The sequence below is a fragment of the Shinella curvata genome (genome assembly GCF_022899935.1).
In the GTDB taxonomy this organism is placed as follows: domain Bacteria; phylum Pseudomonadota; class Alphaproteobacteria; order Rhizobiales; family Rhizobiaceae; genus Shinella; species Shinella curvata.
On record NZ_JALJCJ010000016.1, the window covers coordinates 1 to 20,861 of the forward strand.

The following is a 20,861-nucleotide window of genomic DNA, read 5'->3' on the forward strand; positions in this document are numbered from 1 at the left end:
ATCTTCACATTCGCAAGTTCGACACCCGAACCATCCGACTTCACGCGGATCTTTACGTTGTAGTCGACGACACGCTTCACTGGGACCAAGATCTTCATGGCTTCCTTCCTCACCAATTCGTTACATGCGACCGCGCAGGGCGTCGGGATCGTAGGGCGATTCCGCAATCACCCGCGCCTTGCGGCGTTCGCCGAGGATCGGCACTTCCAGCTCCGTTCCAGGCACGCCGAGCGCGACAGGCAGCAGCGCAAAGGCGATGTCGTGGCCGACCGTATAGGCATAGCTTCCGGACGTGATGCGCCCGACAAGCTTGCCCTCATGATAGACGCCCTCATGGATGAGCGAGCTCGCACCGTCCGTGTCGATGGCGATCGTTACAGAGCGTTGCGTCACCCCTTCCTGCTGCTGGCGCACGAGCGCCGCCTTGCCGATGAAGTCGCCCTTGTCGAGCCGGATGAAGCGGTCGAGGCTGCTTTCCCACGCCGTCAGTTCCGGGTTCATGTCACGATACATGGCGCGGTAGGACTTTTCGAGGCGAAGCGATTCCAGCGCGTGGTAGCCGATGAGGCGCAGGCCGTGTGGCTCGCCCGCCGCAAGGATCGCCTGGAGGAGCTGCCGCTGGTAGGGCAGAGGATGGTAGAGTTCCCAGCCGAGTTCACCCTCATAGTTGACGCGCAGCATCCGCACGTCGGTCGCAAGGCCGACCGTGCCGGACTTGACGCCGAACCACGGGAACGCCTCGTTGGAAAGGTCCATCTCGGTCAGGCCCTGCAACACGTCGCGCGCCCTGGGACCGACGACCGTGAAACAACCGCGTTCGTTGGTGACGTTGCGCAGCTGCACGCTGCCGTCCCTCGGCACAAGCTTCGACAGGTCGTCGAAATTCCAGCGCTCGGCGCGCGGCGTCGAGATCAGGTAGAAGCTGCCGTCTTCAAGACGCGCCACGACATATTCAGCCTGCACGCCGCCATTCTTCGTCAGATGATGGCTAAGGTTGACGCGGCCCGCTTTCGGCAGGCGATTGGCGAGAAGGGTATCGAGCCAGGCTTCGGCACCGGGGCCGGAGACCTCGAACTTCGTCATAGGCGTCATTTCGACGAGACCGACCGCCTCGCGCACCGCCCGCACCTCTTCGGCCACGTAGTGGCCCTTCTGCGTCCAGCGCCAGCTATACTGGTCCTTGGCTTCCACACCTTCAGGCGCAAACCAGTTCGGCACTTCCCAACCGTTCAGCACGCCCCAGACGGCGCCGCGCTGCGACAGGATATCGTAGGAGGGGGCAGTCTTCTGCGGACGCGCGGCCGGCATGTCCTGGCCGGGATAATGCAATTCGGCATGGGTGCCCCAGCTCTCCTTGACCTTGTGGCGCGTCCATTCCTTGTTGGCATAGGTGCCGAAGCGGCGCGGATCGAGCTCTGACGTGTCGAGACTGTTGGCACCCTCGACGATGCGCTCGGAGAGATAGTAGCCGATCGCGCCGCCCCACAGGATGCCGCCCGGAACACCCTCGGCGATCCAGACATTCTCCAGACCCCAGGCCGGACCGACGAGCGGCAGCTCGTCCGCCGTCATCTGGAAGGGGCCGCGCACATTCGCCTTGATGCCGACGCGGCCGAGTGCAGGCACCATTTCCATGGCGGCCTCCCAGTTCCAAGCCACTGCGTCGAAATCTTCCTCCACGAGATCGGCGCCGAACCATTCCGGCACGCCGTTTTCCGCAAAAAGCTTCAGGTGCTCGGTCTTTTCATAGGGACCGAACATCAGGCCGTCGCCCTCTTCACGCAGATAGCCCTCGAAACCTTCGTCGCGCAGGATCGGCATCTCCGGCAGGCCCTGGCGCTTGCGCTCCACGATCTCCGGCACGGCATCGGTGATCCAGTATTGGTGCAGGATCGGAATAGCCGGGATTTCGAGACCCAGCATCGCGCCGGTCTGGCGGGCATAGTTGCCGGTCGCCGAGATAATGTGTTCGCAGATGATCTCGCCATTGTTGGTGGTGATCTTCCACTCTCCACCGGGCAAACGCTCAAAACCCTTGACCTCGGTGTTGAGGTAAATCTTGGCGCCGCGGTCGCGCGCACCCTTGGCCATGGCTTGGGTGACGTCGGCTGGCGCGATATGGCCATCATCGGGATGGTAGAGTGCCGCCAGCATGTCCTTGTTGTTTTCCAGCAGCGGCCAGAGTTCGCGTGCTTCCTGCGGCGTGACCAGCTCGGCGCGGATGCCCTGCACGGCGGCGACGCTCATGTAGCTCTTGTATTCGTCCAGGCGATCACGCGTGTTGGCGATGCGCAGCTGACCGCATTTGTGCCATCCGACGTGCTGACCGGTCTCCGCCTCGAGCCCCTCATAGATCTCGATGGTCTTGGCAATCATCCGGCCGATATTGATGCTGCGCGCGTAGGAGGGGATGAGGCCGGCAGCGTGCCAGGTCGAACCGGCGGTGAGCTGCGTGCGCTCCAAAAGCGCGACATCCGTCCAGCCGCGCTTGGTGAGACCGTAGAGAATGGCGGCGCCGACACAACCACCGCCGATAACGACGGCGCGAGCATGAGTTTGCATGAAGAAGTTCCCTCGAATTGGTTTTCACCAACCTACAAACGCCCTTTCGGCCTGTAATCTTGCTAAAAATTGTCGAGGGGCATAACCTCAGATTATGCACAGACTCCGCTCCCTCGTTCCGTCCGCCAACTACCTTTTCTGCTTCGAAGCCGCCGCCCGAAGGCGCAGTTTCACGGCGGCCGCACAAGAGCTGAATGTCAGCCAGCCGGCCGTCAGCAAGACGATCCGCCTTCTGGAAGAGGCGACGGGACTAAAGCTCTTTCGGCGAGAACATACGCGGCTGGAACTGACGGCAGAGGGGCAGCGGCTCTACAAGGAGACACAGGAAGCCTTCGATCACCTGCACATGGTGATCTCGTCATTGCAGCAGAAACACTCCAACGATGTGGTACGCGTTTCTTTCTCCGCGTCCTTCGTTCAGCTGTGGCTTCTACCGCGACTGAAGGACTTCAAGGCCAAGCACCCGGACGTATCCTTGCGCATCGAGGAAAGCAGCCGCGACGATCAGGACCTGGTGGAGGAGGATATCGATCTTTCCGCGCGCCTCGGCAACGGCAAGTGGCCGGGCATCCACTCCTGGCGTTTTGTGACGGAAGAAGTGCTGCCGGTGTGCAGCCCGGACTATCTGCGGGAACACGGCCCAATCCATGAGCCGGCGGATCTCCTCCGTCATACACTGCTCAATTTCGAGGAAAGGCACCGCACCCGTCTGGGCTGGCGCGAATGGCTGGAGCGCCACACGGTTCCTGTTGCGCGGCTGAAGCAGGATTTCGTTTTCACCGATGCGCTCGGCTCCATCGAGGCGGCGGTGCTTGGTCAGGGCATCGCCCTTGGCTGGAAGCACCTCGTCCATGACCATATACAGGCGGGACGGCTGGTCGTCCCCCTGCAGGAAGCCTATCGGTCGGGGCACGCGGTTCACATCATCATGCCGGCACAGCGCCCGCCGAAACGCGGAGCGGAACTGTTCCGCGACTGGCTGATCGAGCAGGACGCCGATGCGAGTGCTCCGCAATCCTAGGGGATATGATGCCGCCGGCTAAAATCGTTCGCCGACGAGATGGGCCGCCTGCGCGCCCGCTTCGTAGTAGAGCTCTTTCAGCGGACGCAGGGCCGGTTCTTTCGGATCGGTAAGTGGCAGGGGCAGTTCCTCTTCGCTCTTCTCGCCAAGGACCAATTGCGCCAGCGTGCGCCCGAACACGGTGCCCGGCGCGATGCCGCGACCATTGTAACCGGAAAAGCCGACCACCTTTTCGCCGAAGCGATGGAAGCGCGGCAGGGCATTGTCCGTCATGCCGATCTTGCCGAACCACTCACATTCGAATTCGACGGGACCAAGCTGCGGGAAGAGCCTTTTCAGCGCGCGTTTCGCCCAGGCGACATGGATGGCCCGACCCATATTGCGCAGCGCGCCGACACTGCCGAAAATCAGCCTGCCAGCCTGGTCCATGCGGAAGGACGACAAAATCTCCTTCGTGTCCCAGACGCCCTCGCGTCCCGGCAGGATTGACGACAGAAGATCCGGGGACAGCGGCCGCGTTGCCAGGTTGAAATAGGGCAGATGCACCTGCTCGCGCCGAACATTGCTCCAAGGGCCCGTGCTGTAGGCATCCGTCGAGACGATCACCCATCGGGCGGTGACCGAACCACGGTCGGTGCGCACCGTCCATCCATCACCGGTGCGTTCGCAGGCGACAACGCGCGAACCGGTGTGGATGATAGCGCCGGCGGCAATCGCGGCCTTTGCCAGGCCACGCACATAGGAGAGCGGCTGCAAAGTGCCTGCCCGCATGTCGAGCAGCGATCCGGCATAAGCCCGGGTTCCGACACGACGTGCCGTCTCCGCCGCATCGAGAAGCGCGACGGGCGCACCGCGCCGCTGCCACTGGCTCGCCCGTTCCGTGATTTCCTGCAAACCTGCGGTACCTACCGCACAGTGCAATGTGCCCTTGCGCTCCAGCTCGCAGGCGATGCCGTGTTTCTCGATGAGCTCCATGACCAGCTGCGGCGCATTGCCCAGCATATCGAGCAGGCGTTCGCCGTGTGTGTCGCCGAGCACGCCGGGCAGATCGTCCGGCATCACCCACATGCCGGCATTGATCAGCCCGACATTGCGGCCGGCGCCGCCAAAACCGATTTCCGCCCCTTCGAGCACGACCGCGTGGCGGCCCGCCTCGGCCAGATGGAGAGCCGCCGAAATTCCGGTGAACCCGCCACCGACAATCACAACATCTGCCCGCCGATCGCCCACCAGAGGCTGCGTTGCCGGAGCGGGCGGCGCCGTCTTTTCCCAAAGCCCATGGGAGCGCGGGTCGTTCAGCATGGTCTCGGTCCTTCCAGGCCCCTGTTATTTCTGATTTTTCGGCTGACCGAAGACATAGTCTGCCACCTTCGGTAGGAAAATGTCGGAACGATATGTCTTCGGCTTCTCGCCAACGGAGCTGCCTGTGTTCAGGATGCCAGCCTGATAATCATCAGCAAACAGGCTGTAGGGATAGGGTGCCTCGATAGCACTGGCCGCATCGAGCGCGGCGCGATGGTCGGGGGCCAGTTCGAAATCGAGTGACGCCAGATTGTCATCGAGTTGATCGAGCCTGCTTGCACCAACGATCGCAGCGGCTACACCCGGGCGATTGACGACCCAGTTGAGCGCCACCTGCGCCATGCTGCGCCCAACCTTCGCCGCCGTTTCCTCAAGGCTGGCGACGATGCGGGTATTGCGTTCGTTGAACAGGCCGAGCCCGGTGCCGGACGTATCGAGCGTAAGTCGACCCGCCTGCGCGCCGGAGCGATACTTGCCGGAAAGCAGCCCCATGGCAAGCGGGCTCCAGGCGGTGATGCCAAGCCCGAGCGTTTCGGCAAGCGGCACGAATTCGTGCTCGATGCTGCGTTCGACCAGCGAATAGGGAAGCTGAAGGCTGATCGGTGTGGCCAACGCATGGGCTTCCGCCCAGGTCTGCGCCCGCGCGGCATACCAGCCGGGCACGTCGGACAGGCCTCCATAGCGGATCTTGCCCGCGCGCACGAGATCGTCGAGCGTGCGCATCACCTCCTCCACCGGGGTCATACGGTCCCAGGTGTGCAGGAGATAAAGGTCGATGTAATCCGTCTTCAACCGCCGCAGCGAGGCTTCGACCGCGCGCAGGATGTTCTTGCGCCCATTGCCGCCCGCATTGGGATTTCCGGGCGAAATGTTGTTGGAGAACTTCGTCGCGATGACCACCTGGTCACGCAGCCCGGCATCGGCAACGAAACGGCCGACGAGGCTCTCGCTCATGCCCCCCGCATAGGAATCCGCGGTGTCGATGAAGTTGCCACCCGCTTCGACATAGCGATTGAAGATCAGGCGGGCTGTCGCCTCGTCACTGCCCCACGAGCCGCCAATGCCGCGGATACCTGCATTGCCGAAGGTCATGGTGCCGAGTGCAAGGCGGCTTACCCGCAATCCGGAGCGGCCGAGAAGGTAGTAATGATCGAGCGACATCGTCAGTCCCGCATTCTGCTAGAAGCGCCAGCGCTACATGACGCCGATATAGGGACGGCGCGCGGTGCTTTGCTGCACGTAGTTGATCATGGTGATGAAGTCGAAGACCGGCCGACCGGTCACCGCCTGCACGGCATGGGCATAGGGCGGCAGATCGCTGCACTCAAGCAGGATGGAGCGGACATCGGGATTGTCTTCCACAAGACGCCGCGCCACCTCCGTTACTTCCCGCTCGATCGCGGCGGAATCCAGCGTCCCGCGCTCCTCGAGAATGGCCTCGCGAAACTCCGTCTGCCCTTCCATGCCGGCAACAGCCAGAGGAACGTTGTCGGCGATGTTGCAAGCGGCAAAGTGGCGCGGGGTCAACCGCGAGGCGTTGGCGGTTATGACACCGACCCTGCCGCCGCATAGCGCATGCATGAAGGGAATCTGCATCAGGCTGGAAAGGAAAACCGGAACCTCGACCGCCGCAGCGACTTCTTCCTGAAAATAGGCCATGAAGCCACAAGCGCCGGTGATTGCCTTGACGCCCCTGTTCTGCAGTTCAACGGCAGCCTCGATGAAGACTTCCTTCAGGGCGGGATCGCGCTGGTTGAGCAGGCGGTCGATCGAGGCGCCCCGCACCTCCTGGAAGCGCACGGGGTAATCATAGGTCGTCGCATTGCCGACATTGCCAGGAACACAAGGGTAAGCGGCATCGAGGATCAGGATGCCGATCTGCTCACCGTACCACGACTGCGTCTTCCGCGTGACCGTATAGACAGTCATCGTTGATGTCTCCGATTTCCATGTCAGGGGAGTACGGGAGAGTTCCCTCTCCCGTCTGTTGGTTCATTACTCGACGAGGCGCGGTGCGCCCGTGTCGGCCGCGGTGCCATCCAGGCCATAGGACTTGAGGATGGTGACGATCGTGCCGTCCGCATGCATTTCGGCAATCGCGGCATCGAGCGCGACACCGAATTCCTTGGCGTTCAGCGAATAGGGAAACGCTGCCTGCGCGGCTTCCTTGGTCGCCTTCACGCGCTCGTCGGGAGCAGCGACGTTCACCTTGACATCCCCGAGCGCGCCCTTCTGGGCGGCAACGACACCGGTCGAATACCCATCGACCGCGACGTCGATGCGGCCCGATGACAGGTCCTGCTGCATGTTGACCGAGTTCGGATAGAGTTTCAGCGAGCCACCGAGCATCGCCTTGAGATCGGCAACCCAGAGATAGCCCTGCACCGTACCGACCTGCTTGCCTTCGAGGTCGGAAACGTTCTTGAAGCCTTCCTTCGAATAGATGCCCATCTGGTCGGTGTAGATCGGCGCGGAAAGGCTCATCACCTTCGCGCGCTCGGCCGTGCGGTACCAGTCGCCGGTGGTGATGTCGGCCTGACCGGACAGGACATACTGGATCGCCGCCGCCGGATCGACCGCGACAGCCTTGACCTTCAAGCATTCACGCTTGGCGAATTCGGCAGCGATATCGCCGTCGATGCCCTTCATATTGCCGCCGTCATCGACGAAGGAATGGGGAACATAGGTGGTCACCGCCACGGTCAGCGTGCCGGCCTCGACCGTGGTGAACTGGTGCTTCGGCGTGCACTCCTGGGCGGATGCGACCTCGGCCGAGAAGGCCAGACCGGCAATGCCGGCAAGGAGGAACTGCGTGGTGGTTGTGGTTTTCGGCATGCAGGTATCCTTTCAGCTTGGTTTCAACGTTGCGCGTAGAGACCGGCACGCTTTTCGACATGATTGACGAGAAGCGCGGCGGGAATGGAAATGGCGGCGTAGAGCACGCCCGCGGCAAGAAGCGCGGGGAAGTAGCGGAAGGTGGTCGAACCGATCTCGTAGGCCCGGCTCACCAGCTCCGGGAGCGCGATGGTGAAGCAGAGCGACGTGCCCTGGAAAATGAGGATGGAGAAACCGAGCAGTGCCGGAAGCGCCACCCGAAGGCCCTGTGGCAGAAGCACATAGCGCAACTCGTCGAACCGGTTGAGGCCCAGGGCTTCCGCCGCCTCCCGCTGGCCATGCGCTACAGATTGCAGGCTGGCGCGGATGATCTCGCTGGTATAGGCGCCGGTGTTCCAGGCAAGGGCGATGATCGCGGCGGAGAATGAGCCGAGCGTCAGTCCGGTCGTCGGCAGGCCGAAATAGATGAACTGCAGAAGCACCAGCGCCGGCGCGCCGCGGCCGACCTCGACGAGAAAGAGGCTGATGCCTTTGAGTGAGCGGCTCTTGGCGAGAACGCCCAGCGCCAGGACGAGGCCGAAAGGAATGCCGATCAGCAGGCTGAGAGCCGTCACCTGGAGGCTTATGGAGAGGCCTCCCAGAAGCTCCGGCAGCCAGGTGGAAATTTCGTCTTGGGTCGGGAACATCAGCGTGCCACCTTTGCCCTGAGATGACCATCGGCGACGCGCGAGAGCCAGGCGATCGGCAGGCTCAGGAGCACGTAGAACAGGCCGACCAGTGCGAAGACTTCGAGACCGCGGAATGTCAGTTGGGAGAGCTGGTTGCCCTGGTAGGCAAGTTCCGCCACGCCGATGGTGGAGGCGACCGCGGTTTCCTTCATCAGGCCGATGAGATAGCTTGCCGCCGACGGCAGCGCGACACGGAAGGCCTGTGGCGCAACGATGTCACGCAGGATCGACCAGCGACCCAGATCGAGCGCCGCCGAAGCCTCCCACTGACCGAAATGGATGGAGGCGACCGCGCCGCGGTAGATTTCCGCCATGTTCGCAGCCGCGATCAGCCCGAGGCCCATCAGCGCCGCGTTGAAGGGGCTGATCGGCATGACGCCCATGCCAAGACCGAAGAAGATGATGAAGAGCCAGAGGATCGGCGGGATGGCACGCACGATCTGGATAGCGGTCATGGCAAGGAAACGGAGCGGCCAGAGACGGCTCTGGCGTGCCGCAAGCAGCGGAACACCGAGCACGGCGCCGATGAGGAAGGCACCAGCCGTCAGTGCGACCGTCCAGGTCAGACCGCGCAGGAGCGGCAGAAGGTCCGCGGCGCTCATCGGTCGTGTACCGCACGAAGGAAACGCTTCGTCCGCTCCTGCTGCGGATTGCGCATGACGTCCTTGGACGGCCCCTTCTCGACGATATGTCCATCGGCCATGATCATCACCGTATCGGAAACGTTCTCGGCAAATCCCATCTCGTGGGTGACGACGATCATCGTCATGCCGGTTTCGGCCAGCTCCCGCATGACAGCGAGAACCTCAAGGCCGAGTTCAGGGTCGAGCGCCGAGGTCGGCTCGTCGAAAAGCATGATCTCGGGGTCGAGGGCGAGAGAACGGGCGATGGCGATGCGTTGTTGCTGGCCGCCGGAACACCGGACCGGAAACTGTGAAGCCTTGTCCGCAAGGCCCACCCGCTTCAGGAGCTGCATGGAGCGCTCGTCCGCTTCCGCCCGGCTGCGACCGAGAACCCGTTCCTGCGCCAGGCTGACATTGCGCAGGACCGACATGTGCGGAAAAAGATTGAAGGACTGAAAGACCATGCCGACCCGCCGGCGCAAACCGGAGAGTTCCGCCCGCGCAACCGGACGGGCAGCATCGATCGTCATGGAACCGATGGTGATGGTGCCGCCATCCGGCGGCTCGAGATAGTTGATGCAGCGCAGCAGCGTGCTCTTGCCGGAGCCGCTCGGCCCGATGATGGCGAGCACTTCGCCGGAGCGCACATCGAGATCGATGCCGTCGAGAACCGTATGGCTGCCGTAATGCTTGCTGAGAGACTTGAGGCGGATGAGGACGTCTGTCGAGGCTGGCATCATCGCGGGCTGCACCCTGCCATGCAGACGATCATCTTCCCGCAGATAGAGGATGGCACCATCCATATCATCGTGACCCCCAATAGATCAGCACTCCGCGCGCCGCCTCTGCGGGCTGGTTATCGCCTGAGCTGCCTGGTTATGAATTGGCGTCGGAATTCCAGATTCCGGCCGTGTTCCCGTCGTTGTTGCGAGGATGGTATCATTCTGCCCCGCGCTGAGCAGGGTGAAAAAATTGCACGCTCACCAAACTTGAAGTTATGGGAGCCTCGCAGGGACGGACAAAAGAAATTCAACGCCCCTCATGACCATCCGGCAGAGAAAGACGTGACAGCCGCCTCTTATGGCAACCGGCGTTCGCTCTTGAAGGGATTTGAAGGTGCTTCGCCGCGCGCTACGGGCCCAAAACCGCTCCGACCGGGCCTTAGGCCCCTGTCATACGGTCAAATGCCGGCGCGCCTCGGAGGTGTCGAGCGTTTCGGCAGCACCCTCATGCACGATTTCACCGCGATCCATGATATAGACGTGGTCGGCGAGTTCACGGCAGAAATCGAGATATTGCTCGACGAGCAGAATGGCCATGCCGGTGCTGTCGCGCAGGTAGCGGATGGCGCGGCCGATATCCTTGATGATCGACGGCTGGATGCCCTCGGTCGGCTCATCGAGCACGAGGATCTTCGGCCGTGTGACGAGAGCCCGACCGATGGCGAGCTGCTGCTGCTGGCCGCCGGACAGGTCGCCTCCGCGCCGGCCAAGCATGGACTGCAACACCGGAAAGAGGCTGAATATCTCGTTCGGAATGAATCGATCCGACCGCCTCACCGGAGCATAGCCGGATTCGAGGTTTTCCTTCACCGTCAGAAGCGGAAAAATCTCCCGCCCCTGCGGCACATAGCCAATGCCCTGCTTGGCACGGCCATAGGGCGCCATGCCGTCGAGCTTGACGTCGTTGAAGACGACACTGCCGGAAGACAGCGGATGTTGGCCGGTAATCGCCCGCAGCAGGCTCGACTTGCCGACCCCGTTGCGGCCGAGAACGCAGGTGATCTTGCCCATCTCCGCGTGAAGGGAGATACCACGCAAGGCCTGCGCGGCACCATAATGAAGGTTGGCCTTTTCGACGATCAGCATGACCTCATCTCCCCAGATAGTTCTCGATGACCCTCTGGTCGGCACTGACGAAATCGATCGAGCCCTCCGCCAGAACAGAACCTTCGGCCAGGCAGGTCACCTTGACGCCAAGGTCACGGATGAAGCCCATATCGTGCTCGACGACAACGACGGATCGGGTCCTGGCGATCTCTTTCAGCAGGATCGCCGTTTCCGCCGTTTCGGCATCCGTCATGCCGGCAACCGGTTCGTCGACCAGAAGCAGCTCAGGCTCCTGCGCGAGCAGCATGCCGATCTCCAGCCATTGCTTCTGGCCATGGCTGAGATTGGCGGCGAAATCGTCCCTGCGGTTGGCGAGGCGCACGGTCGAGAGGATTTCCTCGATGCGCGCCTTGTCGTCGGCAGTCAGACGATAGAACAGCGTCGAGAAGACGCCGCGATTGCGGTTGAGCGCCAGCTCCAGATTATCCCAGACGGTGTGACTTTCGAAGACCGTCGGCTTCTGGAATTTCCGGCCGATGCCAAGCTGGGCGATTTCCGCCTCGTCCTTTTGCGTCAGGTCGATCGTGCCCTTGAAGAACACCTCACCCGCATCCGGCCGCGTCTTGCCGGTGATGATGTCCATCATCGTCGTCTTGCCGGCACCGTTCGGGCCGATGATAGCGCGAAGCTCGCCAGGTTCGATGACGAAGGATAGCGAATTCAGCGCCTTGAAGCCATCGAAGGAGACCGAAACGCCATCGAGATACAGGATGCTGGTGGGCTTTGCGTTGCTTGCAAGCGTGTTCATGGCCCTTACTCCGCCGCCTGGGGTTCTGCTGCGAAGGCGCGCGCCGCTTCGTCCGCCTTCGCCTTGCGATATTCCTTGCGCCGCTCGATGAAATGACGCGCCGTACCGACGATGCCCTTGGGCAGGAAGAGCGTGACGAGCACGAAGAGGCCGCCGAGCGCGAAGAGCCAGAATTCCGGGAATGCTGCGGTGAAGATGCTTTTTCCCCCATTGACGAGGATGGCACCGACGATCGGGCCGATCAGCGTGCCGCGCCCGCCGACCGCCGTCCAGATGACGACCTCGATGGAATTGGCCGGATCGAATTCGCCCGGATTGATGATGCCGACCTGCGGCACATAGAGCGCGCCGGCAACCCCCGCCATCATGGCCGAAACGGTGAAGGCGAAGAGCTTCATGTGCTCGACACGGTAACCGAGGAAGCGCGTGCGGCTTTCGGCATCACGCACGCCGACGAGGATCTTTCCGTATTTCGAGCGTACGATGCCGGATGCGATGATCAGCGAAAGCGCGAGCGCGATGGCTGAGGCGGCGAACAGAGCGGAACGCGTGCCGTTCGACTGGATGCTGTAACCCATGATATCCTTGAAGTCGGTGAGGCCGTTGTTGCCGCCGAAACCCATGTCGTTGCGGAAGAAGGCGAGCAGCAGAGCGAAGGTCATCGCCTGGGTGATGATCGACAGATAGACACCGTTGACGCGTGAGCGGAAGGCGAACCAGCCGAAGACGAAGGCAAGCAGGCCGGGCACGAGCACCGCCATCAGCGCGGCAAACCAGAACATGTCGAAGCCGTACCAGAACCAGGGCAGCTCCTTCCAGTTGAGGAACACCATGAAGTCCGGCAGGAGTGGGTTGCCGTAGGAACCGCGCGCGCCGATCTGGCGCATCAGGTACATGCCCATGGCATAGCCGCCGAGCGCGAAGAAGGCGGCATGGCCAAGCGAGAGAATGCCGCAGAAGCCCCACACGAGGTCGAGCGCCAGCGCCAGCAGCGCATAGGTGAAGTACTTGCCGAACAGCGAGACGATATAGGTCGGCACGTGCAGCGGATGATCCGGCGACGTCAACAGATTCAGCGCCGGAACGAGGGCGGCAATCGCAAGCAGGAGGGCGACGACAATGACGATGTTGCGATCGAGCGCCTTGAGGATGAACGAGGTGATCATGCTTCCACCGCCCTGCCCTTGAGTGCGAAGAGCCCGCGCGGCCGCTTCTGGATGAAGAGAATGATCAGCACGAGCACGAGAATTTTTCCGAGCACGGCTCCCGCATAGGGTTCGAGGACCTTGTTAAGGATGCCGAGCGTGAAGGCCCCGACCAGCGTGCCCCAGAGATTGCCGACGCCGCCGAACACCACGACCATGAAGCTGTCGATGATGTAGCCCTGGCCGAGGTTCGGCGAGACGTTGTCGATCTGGCTCAATGCGACGCCGGCGATGCCAGCAATGCCCGAGCCGAGCGCGAAGGTCAGCGCATCCACCCAGGGCGTACGTATGCCCATCGACGACGCCATGCGCCGATTCTGCGTGACGGCACGCATTTGAAGGCCCATCGGCGTCTTCTTCAAAAGGAAGAGCAAGAAGCCGAAGACGGCGAGCGAGAAGACGATGATCCACATGCGGTTCCAGGTGATCGTCAGGCCACCGAGATCGAAGGCACCGGACATCCACGAGGGATTGCCGACTTCCTGGTTCGTTGGGCCGAAGATCGAGCGCACGGCCTGCTGGAGGATCAGCGAGACGCCCCAGGTGGCGAGCAGCGTTTCGAGCGGCCTTCCATAGAGGAAACGGATAATGCCGCGCTCCATGACGAGGCCGACAGCTCCCGTAACGAGGAAGGCGAGCGGAAGGGCTATGGCGAGCGACCAGTCGAACAGGGCCGGATAGGAGTCACGGATGATCTGTTGCACGACGAAGGTCGTGTAGGCGCCGAGCATGACCATTTCGCCATGCGCCATGTTGATGATGCCCATCACGCCGAAGGTGATGGCGAGACCGATGGCCGCGAGCAGAAGGACGGAGCCAAGTGACAGGCCGTACCAGATGTTCTGCCCCGCGGCCCAGAGCGCCAGCTGATCCTCGATCTTTTTGATACCTACCTCGATGTCCGGACGCAGGCTTTCATCGGCAGACAACAGCGCGCCGGACAGCAGCGAAAGCGAATCCCGGCCGCCGGTCTGCACGACCGTGGCGATTGCCGCCTTTTTTTCATCCACGGGCCGGTCCGAAACGAGGACGGATGCCGCAAGGGCCTTTTCGAGTACGGCCTTGACGGTACCGTCCGTCTCCGCGGCCAGCGCGGCGTCGAGACCTTCAAGCGCATCGGCCGACGGTGTGCGCAGGATCGTGCTCGCGGCCTGCAGGCGAACGCCGGCATCCGGGCTCATCAGCGTCAGCCCGCCAAGCGCGGCCCTGATGACACGGCGCAGGCCGTTGTTCACCTTGACCTTTTCGAGTGCCGCCTTGGCCTCTTCACCGGCCGCATCGCCCGTCAAGGCATCGGTCAGTTTGAAATTGGAACCGGCCGGCTTGACGATGAAGACGGTGCCATCGGCCTTGCGCTGGTAAAGATCGCCTTCGGAAAGCGCCTCAAGCGCCGGTACGATCTTCGGATCTCCGGTCTTGGCGAGCGCCTCGACCTGCTTCTGGCTTTCCTGGAAACTGCCGCCGCCAAGCGCATTGATCATGGCGCGCAGATCATCAGCCGCCCTGAGATCGGTCGCAAAGAGCGTCACGACAAGGCAGAAGGCGACGAGCAGGCATTGCAGGAAACGATGGATGAGCCGCGCGTGCATCTCACATCCTCAGGCAGTGGACCGGGAAAGGGGTGCATCCCGGCGGCCCCAGCGCCGGGATGCGAGGTCGTGCCGCCGCGAAGGAGTGACGCGGCAGCCGTGACCGAGCGCGATCAGGAGCCCTTGCCGCCGCACTTGCCGGTGGCGACGTTGAAGTTGCCGCATTCGAGCGGCTTGCGCCAATCGGCAATCAGGTCCTTGGAGTCCGGCAGGAAATCCGACCACTCGTCGCCAACCACGAGGCCAGGCGTTTCCCAAACAGTCTCGAACTGGCCGTCGGCCTGGATTTCACCGATCAGCACCGGCTTGGTGATGTGGTGGTTCGGCATCATGGTGGAATAGCCACCCGAGAGGTTCGGCACGGAAACGCCGATCATCGCATCGAGCACGGCATCCGTGTCCGTGGTGCCGGCCTTTTCGACGGCCTTCAGCCACATGTTGAAGCCGATGTAATGGGCTTCCATCGGGTCGTTGGTGACGCGCTTGTCATTCTTGGTGAAGGCCTTCCACGTCTTGATGAACTCGGCGTTTGCCGGGTTGTCGACGGACTGGAAATAGTTCCAGGCAGCGAGGTGACCGACCAGCGGCGTGGTGTCGAGGCCGGCAAGTTCCTCTTCGCCGACCGAGAAGGCGACGACCGGGATATCCTCGGCCTTGACGCCCTGGTTGCCGAGTTCCTTGTAGAAGGGCACGTTGGCGTCGCCGTTGATGGTCGAGACGACGGCCGTCTTCTTGCCGGCCGAGCCGAACTTCTTGATGTCGGAGACGATGGTCTGCCAGTCGGAATGGCCGAACGGCGTGTAGTTGATCATGATGTCCTCGGGCTTCACGCCCTTGGAGATCAGGTAGGCCTCGAGGATCTTGTTGGTCGTGCGCGGATAGACATAGTCCGTACCGGCCAGAACCCAGCGCTCGACGCCTTCGTTCTCGGCGAGATAATCGACGGCCGGGATTGCTTGCTGGTTCGGCGCCGCGCCCGTGTAGAACACATTGCGCTGGCTTTCCTCGCCCTCGTACTGGACGGGGTAGAAGAGAACCGAATTCAGCTCTTCGAAGACCGGCAGAACGGACTTGCGCGATACCGAGGTCCAGCAGCCGAAGACCGCCGAGACCTTGTTGACCGAAACGAGCTCACGCGCCTTTTCGGCGAAGAGCGGCCAGTCGGAGGCCGGGTCGACGACGACGGCTTCGAGCTTCTTGCCGAGAAGACCGCCCTTCTTGTTCTGCTCCTCGATGAGCATCAGCATGGCATCCTTGAGCGTCGTCTCGGAAATGGCCATGGTGCCGGAAAGCGAATGCAGGATGCCGACCTTGATCGTATCGTCGGCCGCGAATGCGCCGTGGAAGGCCGTTGTCGAGAGAATGGCTGCAAGCAATGCGCCGGTAGCGCGCGCGTTGATGGACATGGTCTGAACCCCTCTGTTCTTTTGACCGCAACGGGGCGGATTGATTTTTTAGCCGTTGCTGGAGGGAACTATCGGCCTGTCATGCTGCGCCGCACATACGTCATTCTACGTAGATACCGGGGGTAAGCAGGAAGCTTTTGCGGCATCGCAGCAATTTCAGCGCCGGCCCATCTGTGTTACGAAACAGGAGACAGCCGGCAAACGGCGATGGGAACAGCAGGGCACGATGGCCGCACGCCAGCGCATCATTCCGATCCGGCGCGAATACAATCGCTGGGTCGCCAACCAGACGCTGGAAGACTATGCGCTGCGCTTCACCGCGAAGAGTGCACGGCGCTTCTCGTCCGATCGCATCTCGCAGACCGCCATCGGCGCGATTTCCTTCCTCGCGCTCGAAGCCATCGGCGGCGCGATCACCATGTCCTACGGCACGACGAATGCCATCGCGGCGATCATCGTCGCAAGCCTGATGATCCTTCTCGTCGGCCTGCCGATCAGCCGCTATGCCATCCGCCATGGCGTCGATATCGACCTCCTCACCCGCGGCGCGAGCTTCGGTTATATCGGCTCGACGCTGACCTCGCTGATCTATGCCAGCTTCACCTTCATCCTCTTCGCCATCGAGGCGTCGATCATGTCCGGCGCGCTGGAACTGGCACTCGGCGTACCGCTCTGGATCGGCTACATCATCTCGGCGGTCATGGTGATCCCGCTGGTGACGCACGGCGTGCAGCTCATCTCGCGCTTCCAGCTGGTCACCCAGCCGTTCTGGATCGTGCTCAACATCCTGCCCTTCGTCTTCATCGCCTTTGCCGACTGGGAGAAAATTGGCACGTGGCTGGCCTATTCCGGCTTGCATCACGCCTCCGGCCCGCCCGGCACCTATGCGCCCTTCAACCTCGTGGAATTCGGTGCGGCCTCAGCCGTCATCTTCGCGCTGATGGCGCAGATCGGCGAGCAGGTCGATTTCCTGCGCTTTCTGCCGCCGGACGGGCAGCGCAAGCTGCATCACCGCATCGCCGTCTTCCTCGCCGGGCCCGGCTGGGTCATCGTCGGCGCGCCGAAGCTGATCGCAGGCTCCTTCCTCGTCGTGCTGGCGCTGTCATCCGGCGTACCTTCGACGCGTGCGGCCGACCCGGCGCAGATGTATTACACCGCCTTCGGCTACATGCTGCCCTGGGATATGGCGGCCCTGCTGCTGATGGTCGCCTTCGTCGTGGTCTCGCAGCTCAAGATCAATGTGATGAATGCCTATGCGGGCTCGCTCGCCTGGTCGAACTTCTTTTCGCGCCTCACCCACAGCCACCCCGGCCGCGTCATCTGGCTGGTCTTCAACGTGGCGATCGCGCTGCTCCTGATGGAACTCGGCATCTACCGGCTGCTGGAGGAAACGCTCGGCGTCTTCTCCATCATCGCCATGGCCTGGCTCTGCACGATCTCCGCCGATCTCTTCCTCAACAAACCGCTCGGCCTCTCGCCTGAAGGCATCGAATTCAAGCGCGCCCATCTCTACGACATCAACCCGGTCGGCCTCGGGGCCATGACGCTGTCAGCGGTTATCGCGCTGACAGCTCATTTCGGCACCTTCGGTGACATTCCCGCGTCGCTTGCGCCCTATATCGCCGCCATCATCGCCTTCGTCGCCTCCCCCGCCATCGCCTGGGCTACTGGCGGAAAATATTATCTGGCTCGAAAACCGCGAAAGAGCTGGGCGCTCCAGCATTCCATCACCTGCTCGATCTGCGAGCATCCTTTCGAGCCGGAGGACATGGCCTGGTGCCCGGCCTATGCCGCGCCAATCTGCTCGCTTTGCTGTTCGCTCGACAGCCGCTGCCACGATCTGTGCAAGCCGAAGGCGCGCTTCAATGCACAGGTAGCGGGTGTTGCGAAAACCATCTTGCCCGAACCCGTTACATCCGCGCTTTCCACGCGTCTCGGCCGCTACGGCATCGCCACCGTGCTGTCGATCACCGGCATGGGCATTATCCTTGCGATGATCGCCCATCAGGTCGGCACCCATTCACCCGAGACAGCCTCGGTTGTGGAGCGCACCATCGCCGTAGTCTTCTTCGTCTTCGCCGTGGTGGCGGGCGTCGTCTGCTGGTTCTACGTGCTGGCGCATGACAGCCGTGTCGTGGCGGAAGAGGAATCCTCTCGTCAGACCACGCTGCTGCTCAAGGAAATCGCCGCGCACAAGAAAACGGACGCCGCCCTCCAGCAGGCCAAGGAAACCGCCGAAGCCGCCAATCGCGCCAAGAGCCGCTATGTCGTCGGCCTCAGCCACGAGCTGCGCACGCCGCTCAATGCCGTGCTCGGCTATGCCCAGGTGCTGGAGCGCGACGAGAGCATTCCGCCGCAGCGGCAGGGCGCGATCCGCGTCATCAAGCGCAGCGCCGATCACCTTTCCGGCCTCATCGATGGTTTGCTGGACATTTCCAAGATCGAGGCCGGTAAGCTGCAGGTCTATTCGAACGAGATCCACATCCACGATTTCCTCGACCAGATCGTCGAAATGTTCCGCCCGCAGGCGCAGGCCAAGGGCGTGGCTTTCGAACACACCCGCCCGGCCAACCTGCCAGCCTATGTGCGCACAGACGAAAAGCGCCTGCGCCAGATCCTGGTCAACCTCATCTCCAATGCCCTGAAATTCACCGATCAAGGCAAAATTCGCCTCGATGTCGCCTATCGCAGCCAGGTCGCCACTTTCACCGTGACCGACAGCGGTCGCGGTATTCTCGAGAAGGATCTACCGCGGATCTTCGAACCCTTCCAGCGCGGCGATGCAGAACATGGCCGGATGCCCGGCCTCGGCCTCGGCCTGACCATCACGCGCCTGCTCACCCAGACGCTCGGCGGGGAAATCTCCGTGAAAAGCGAGCGCGGCAAGGGCGCCGAATTCCGCGTGCGCCTCATGCTATCGGCCGTCGAGAGACCGGCGCTCCCGAAGGACGCCATGCGGCGCATCAAGGGCTATTCCGGTCGCCGGCGCGTCGTGCTTGTCGTCGATGACAACGTCGATCATCGCAATCTCATGGAAGAGGTGCTGCGCCCGCTCGATTTCACCGTGCTCACGGCAAGAGGCGGCGCCGATTGCCTGGCGCTCGTCGAAGGCATCAGTCCGGATTTGTTCCTCATCGACATCTCCATGCCCGACATGAACGGCTGGGAACTGGTCGCACGCCTGCGCGCACGCGGCCAATCGAGCCCGATCATCATGCTTTCGGCCAATATCGGCGATGGCACGGTGGCGTCGCCCCTGACCGGTCACAACGACACATTGGCAAAACCGTTCGATCTGCGCCAATTGACCGACAAACTCGCCCTGCAGATGCGCCTCGAATGGACCTATTACGATACGGTAACGTCCGAGGCGCCGGAGAAGACCAACATCGCCATACCCGCGGAAAACCACGTCCAGGAACTGATCCGCCTCGGCGAGATCGGCTATGTACGCGGCATCGAGGCCAAGCTTGCCGAGATCGCCCGCATGCCCGAACACCAGCCCTTCACCGATGCTGTGCGGGCCTATTTGCAGGTCTTCGACCTTGCCGGATATGATGCTTTCTTGAAAACCATCGACCGAAAGGAAGGCGCTGCCCTTGAGTGAGACAGCCAACCCGCGCGATATTGTGCTCATCGTCGACGATTCCCCCGAAGCCCTCGGCTTCCTGACCGAAGCTCTCGAGCAGACCGGTTTTTCCGTACTGATCGCCACATCGGGTACCTCCGCGCTCAACATCGTCGACCGCATCACGCCCGATATCATCCTGCTTGATGCCGTCATGCCCGGCCTGGATGGCTTCGAGACCTGCCTGAAGCTCAAGGCGAACCCGGCGATCAGCCCCGTGCCCGTCGTGTTCATGACCGGCCTCACCGAGACGGAACATGTCGTGCGCGCACTGGAGGCCGGCGGGGTCGACTATCTCACCAAGCCAATCAACATCGACGAGTTGCGCGCCCGCATTCGTGTGCATCTCACCAACGCCCGCTCCGCGCAGAGCGCCCGCGTGGCGCTGGATGCGGCGGGCCGTCATCTGCTTGCCGTCGGCGGCGCGGGTAACATCCGCTGGTCGACGCCGCAGGCAACCCGCCTCGTGAATGCCGCGATGGGAAACGATGACGGATTGGACGCCGTTTCCACCCATATCCGCACGTGGATGAGGACGCGCGACACGGCACGCGAAAACCCCTTCACCATCCGCCAGGCGGGTCAGGCCAGTCTGCAGCTTTCCCTCCTCGGCACCATCGGCACGGACGAATATCTCTTCCGCCTCACGGTCGAAAATCACCAATCCGACGACGAAGTCCTGCGCCAGCATTTCTCGCTGACCCATCGCGAATCCGAGGTTCTGCTGTGGATCGCAAAGGGCAAATCGAACCGCGATATCGGAGAAATCCTCGGCCTCAGCGCCCGCACCGTCACAAAACACCTCGAACAGATCTACGTGAAACTGGGCGTCGAAAACCGCGCCTCGGCAGCGGTGAAGGCCGCCCATGTGCTGCACGAAGGTTAGCGGAAGTGCACAATGATCAGACCGGGGCCAGAGGCTTAACGAATTTCTTGCGGATGGGACCGGGTATCTCGCCGGCCCCCGTGTCCGGCGAGATCGTTACCAGTCCGTCATTGGCCGATTCCGCCCGCATGCCAGCGCCGAAGAAGTCTGGATCGCGCCACTCGGTCGGCCGGGCGTGATCTTGCGTGGGTCGACGTGGAGGGGGCGACATGCCGGTGCTGCTCCCCTCCAACTTGATTTTGTCGGAGATGTTGCATTGTCGCTTGTCGCTGGAGGGCGGCGGTATGGAGAGGGTTGCGGTCGGCAAGTGCATGCTTGCGAGGGTGTTGGGGCTTGCGTGGCGCTGCGGCACACGAAGCTGACGGCGCGGCTTGAGGGTTTTGGGTTGTATTTCCGGCGGGCTGTTTGTGTGCTGGCGCGCTTAGTTTAAGCTTTTTAA

The 20,861-nt window shown here is 62.3% G+C and carries 16 protein-coding genes and 1 pseudogene; 3 read left to right on the forward strand and 14 right to left on the reverse strand.

Annotated features, from left to right (window positions below; genetic code table 11):
* Positions 1–98, reverse strand: a pseudogene (locus MUU55_RS28815) (electron transfer flavoprotein subunit beta/FixA family protein); the annotation flags it as partial.
* Between the two features lie 22 nt (positions 99–120).
* On the reverse strand, positions 121–2,562 hold the full coding sequence (locus MUU55_RS28820; protein ID WP_244764217.1) for a GcvT family protein: 2,442 nt from the start codon (positions 2,560–2,562) through the stop codon (positions 121–123).
* A 94-nt stretch (positions 2,563–2,656) separates the two neighbouring features.
* On the opposite strand from MUU55_RS28820, the gene MUU55_RS28825 reads away from it, so the two are divergent.
* On the forward strand, positions 2,657–3,583 hold the full coding sequence (locus MUU55_RS28825) for a LysR substrate-binding domain-containing protein (protein WP_244764218.1): 927 nt from the start codon (positions 2,657–2,659) through the stop codon (positions 3,581–3,583).
* A gap of 18 nt (positions 3,584–3,601) precedes the next feature.
* Here MUU55_RS28825 and MUU55_RS28830 read toward each other — a convergent pair whose 3' ends face one another.
* The 12 genes from MUU55_RS28830 to urtA all read right to left on the reverse strand — a co-directional run bounded on the left by MUU55_RS28830 (position 3,602) and on the right by urtA (position 15,908).
* Positions 3,602–4,885 (reverse strand): NAD(P)/FAD-dependent oxidoreductase, encoded by a 1,284-nt coding sequence (locus tag MUU55_RS28830; RefSeq protein ID WP_244764219.1) that lies wholly within the window; start codon positions 4,883–4,885, stop codon positions 3,602–3,604.
* A 24-nt stretch (positions 4,886–4,909) separates the two neighbouring features.
* Positions 4,910–6,046, reverse strand: a complete 1,137-nt coding sequence (locus MUU55_RS28835; protein WP_244764220.1) for an aldo/keto reductase — start codon at positions 6,044–6,046, stop codon at positions 4,910–4,912.
* A 33-nt stretch (positions 6,047–6,079) separates the two neighbouring features.
* Complete coding sequence (locus tag MUU55_RS28840) at positions 6,080–6,814, reverse strand: aspartate/glutamate racemase family protein (protein WP_244764221.1); 735 nt, start codon at positions 6,812–6,814, stop codon at positions 6,080–6,082.
* Positions 6,815–6,880: 66 nt separating this feature from the next.
* A complete protein-coding gene (locus MUU55_RS28845; RefSeq protein WP_244764222.1) occupies positions 6,881–7,720 on the reverse strand; it encodes a substrate-binding periplasmic protein in 840 nt (279 codons plus the stop codon).
* 23 nt (positions 7,721–7,743) lie between these two features.
* On the reverse strand, positions 7,744–8,406 hold the full coding sequence (locus MUU55_RS28850) for an amino acid ABC transporter permease (RefSeq protein ID WP_244764223.1): 663 nt from the start codon (positions 8,404–8,406) through the stop codon (positions 7,744–7,746).
* The gene (locus MUU55_RS28855; RefSeq protein WP_244764224.1) at positions 8,406–9,050 is read right to left on the reverse strand and encodes an amino acid ABC transporter permease; all 645 of its coding nucleotides are present in this window, start codon (positions 9,048–9,050) and stop codon (positions 8,406–8,408) included. Before MUU55_RS28855 ends, MUU55_RS28850 begins: the two co-directional genes overlap by 1 nt.
* Positions 9,047–9,808 carry an amino acid ABC transporter ATP-binding protein gene (locus tag MUU55_RS28860; RefSeq protein WP_244764232.1) on the reverse strand — a complete coding sequence of 254 codons (762 nt, stop codon included), beginning with the start codon at positions 9,806–9,808 and terminating at the stop codon, positions 9,047–9,049. Before MUU55_RS28860 ends, MUU55_RS28855 begins: the two co-directional genes overlap by 4 nt.
* A gap of 435 nt (positions 9,809–10,243) precedes the next feature.
* Positions 10,244–10,939, reverse strand: coding sequence for an urea ABC transporter ATP-binding subunit UrtE (urtE, locus tag MUU55_RS28865; protein WP_244764225.1), 696 nt, complete (start codon positions 10,937–10,939; stop codon positions 10,244–10,246).
* Between the two features lie 4 nt (positions 10,940–10,943).
* The gene (gene urtD, locus MUU55_RS28870) at positions 10,944–11,708 is read right to left on the reverse strand and encodes an urea ABC transporter ATP-binding protein UrtD (protein WP_244764226.1); all 765 of its coding nucleotides are present in this window, start codon (positions 11,706–11,708) and stop codon (positions 10,944–10,946) included.
* 5 nt (positions 11,709–11,713) lie between these two features.
* Entirely contained in the window at positions 11,714–12,874 is a 1,161-nt protein-coding gene (gene urtC, locus MUU55_RS28875) for an urea ABC transporter permease subunit UrtC (protein ID WP_244764227.1), read from the reverse strand.
* Positions 12,871–14,502, reverse strand: a complete 1,632-nt coding sequence (gene urtB, locus MUU55_RS28880; protein ID WP_244764228.1) for an urea ABC transporter permease subunit UrtB — start codon at positions 14,500–14,502, stop codon at positions 12,871–12,873. Before urtB ends, urtC begins: the two co-directional genes overlap by 4 nt.
* Before the next feature lie 113 nt (positions 14,503–14,615).
* Positions 14,616–15,908, reverse strand: a complete 1,293-nt coding sequence (urtA, locus tag MUU55_RS28885) for an urea ABC transporter substrate-binding protein (protein ID WP_244764229.1) — start codon at positions 15,906–15,908, stop codon at positions 14,616–14,618.
* A 226-nt stretch (positions 15,909–16,134) separates the two neighbouring features.
* Here urtA and MUU55_RS28890 point away from each other — a divergent pair, with 226 nt between their 5' ends.
* On the forward strand, positions 16,135–19,515 hold the full coding sequence (locus tag MUU55_RS28890) for a hybrid sensor histidine kinase/response regulator (RefSeq protein ID WP_244764230.1): 3,381 nt from the start codon (positions 16,135–16,137) through the stop codon (positions 19,513–19,515).
* On the forward strand, positions 19,508–20,422 hold the full coding sequence (locus tag MUU55_RS28895; RefSeq protein WP_244764231.1) for a response regulator transcription factor: 915 nt from the start codon (positions 19,508–19,510) through the stop codon (positions 20,420–20,422). Before MUU55_RS28890 ends, MUU55_RS28895 begins: the two co-directional genes overlap by 8 nt.
* Positions 20,423–20,861: the final 439 nt, after the last annotated feature.

Coding starts and splice junctions, on each gene's coding strand:
- MUU55_RS28850 (WP_244764223.1), bottom strand. CDS start 8,406: ATGTTCCCGACCCAAGACGAAATTTCCACCTGGCTGCCGGAGCTTCTG.
- urtE (WP_244764225.1), bottom strand. CDS start 10,939: ATGCTGATCGTCGAAAAGGCCAACCTTCATTATGGTGCCGCGCAGGCC.
- MUU55_RS28840 (WP_244764221.1), bottom strand. CDS start 6,814: ATGACTGTCTATACGGTCACGCGGAAGACGCAGTCGTGGTACGGTGAG.
- MUU55_RS28855 (WP_244764224.1), bottom strand. CDS start 9,050: ATGAGCGCCGCGGACCTTCTGCCGCTCCTGCGCGGTCTGACCTGGACG.
- MUU55_RS28830 (WP_244764219.1), bottom strand. CDS start 4,885: ATGCTGAACGACCCGCGCTCCCATGGGCTTTGGGAAAAGACGGCGCCG.
- MUU55_RS28835 (WP_244764220.1), bottom strand. CDS start 6,046: ATGTCGCTCGATCATTACTACCTTCTCGGCCGCTCCGGATTGCGGGTA.
- urtC (WP_244764227.1), bottom strand. CDS start 12,874: ATGATCACCTCGTTCATCCTCAAGGCGCTCGATCGCAACATCGTCATT.
- MUU55_RS28890 (WP_244764230.1), top strand. CDS start 16,135: ATGGCCGCACGCCAGCGCATCATTCCGATCCGGCGCGAATACAATCGC.
- MUU55_RS28860 (WP_244764232.1), bottom strand. CDS start 9,808: ATGCCAGCCTCGACAGACGTCCTCATCCGCCTCAAGTCTCTCAGCAAG.
- urtB (WP_244764228.1), bottom strand. CDS start 14,502: ATGCACGCGCGGCTCATCCATCGTTTCCTGCAATGCCTGCTCGTCGCC.
- MUU55_RS28825 (WP_244764218.1), top strand. CDS start 2,657: ATGCACAGACTCCGCTCCCTCGTTCCGTCCGCCAACTACCTTTTCTGC.
- urtD (WP_244764226.1), bottom strand. CDS start 11,708: ATGAACACGCTTGCAAGCAACGCAAAGCCCACCAGCATCCTGTATCTC.
- urtA (WP_244764229.1), bottom strand. CDS start 15,908: ATGTCCATCAACGCGCGCGCTACCGGCGCATTGCTTGCAGCCATTCTC.
- MUU55_RS28820 (WP_244764217.1), bottom strand. CDS start 2,562: ATGCAAACTCATGCTCGCGCCGTCGTTATCGGCGGTGGTTGTGTCGGC.
- MUU55_RS28845 (WP_244764222.1), bottom strand. CDS start 7,720: ATGCCGAAAACCACAACCACCACGCAGTTCCTCCTTGCCGGCATTGCC.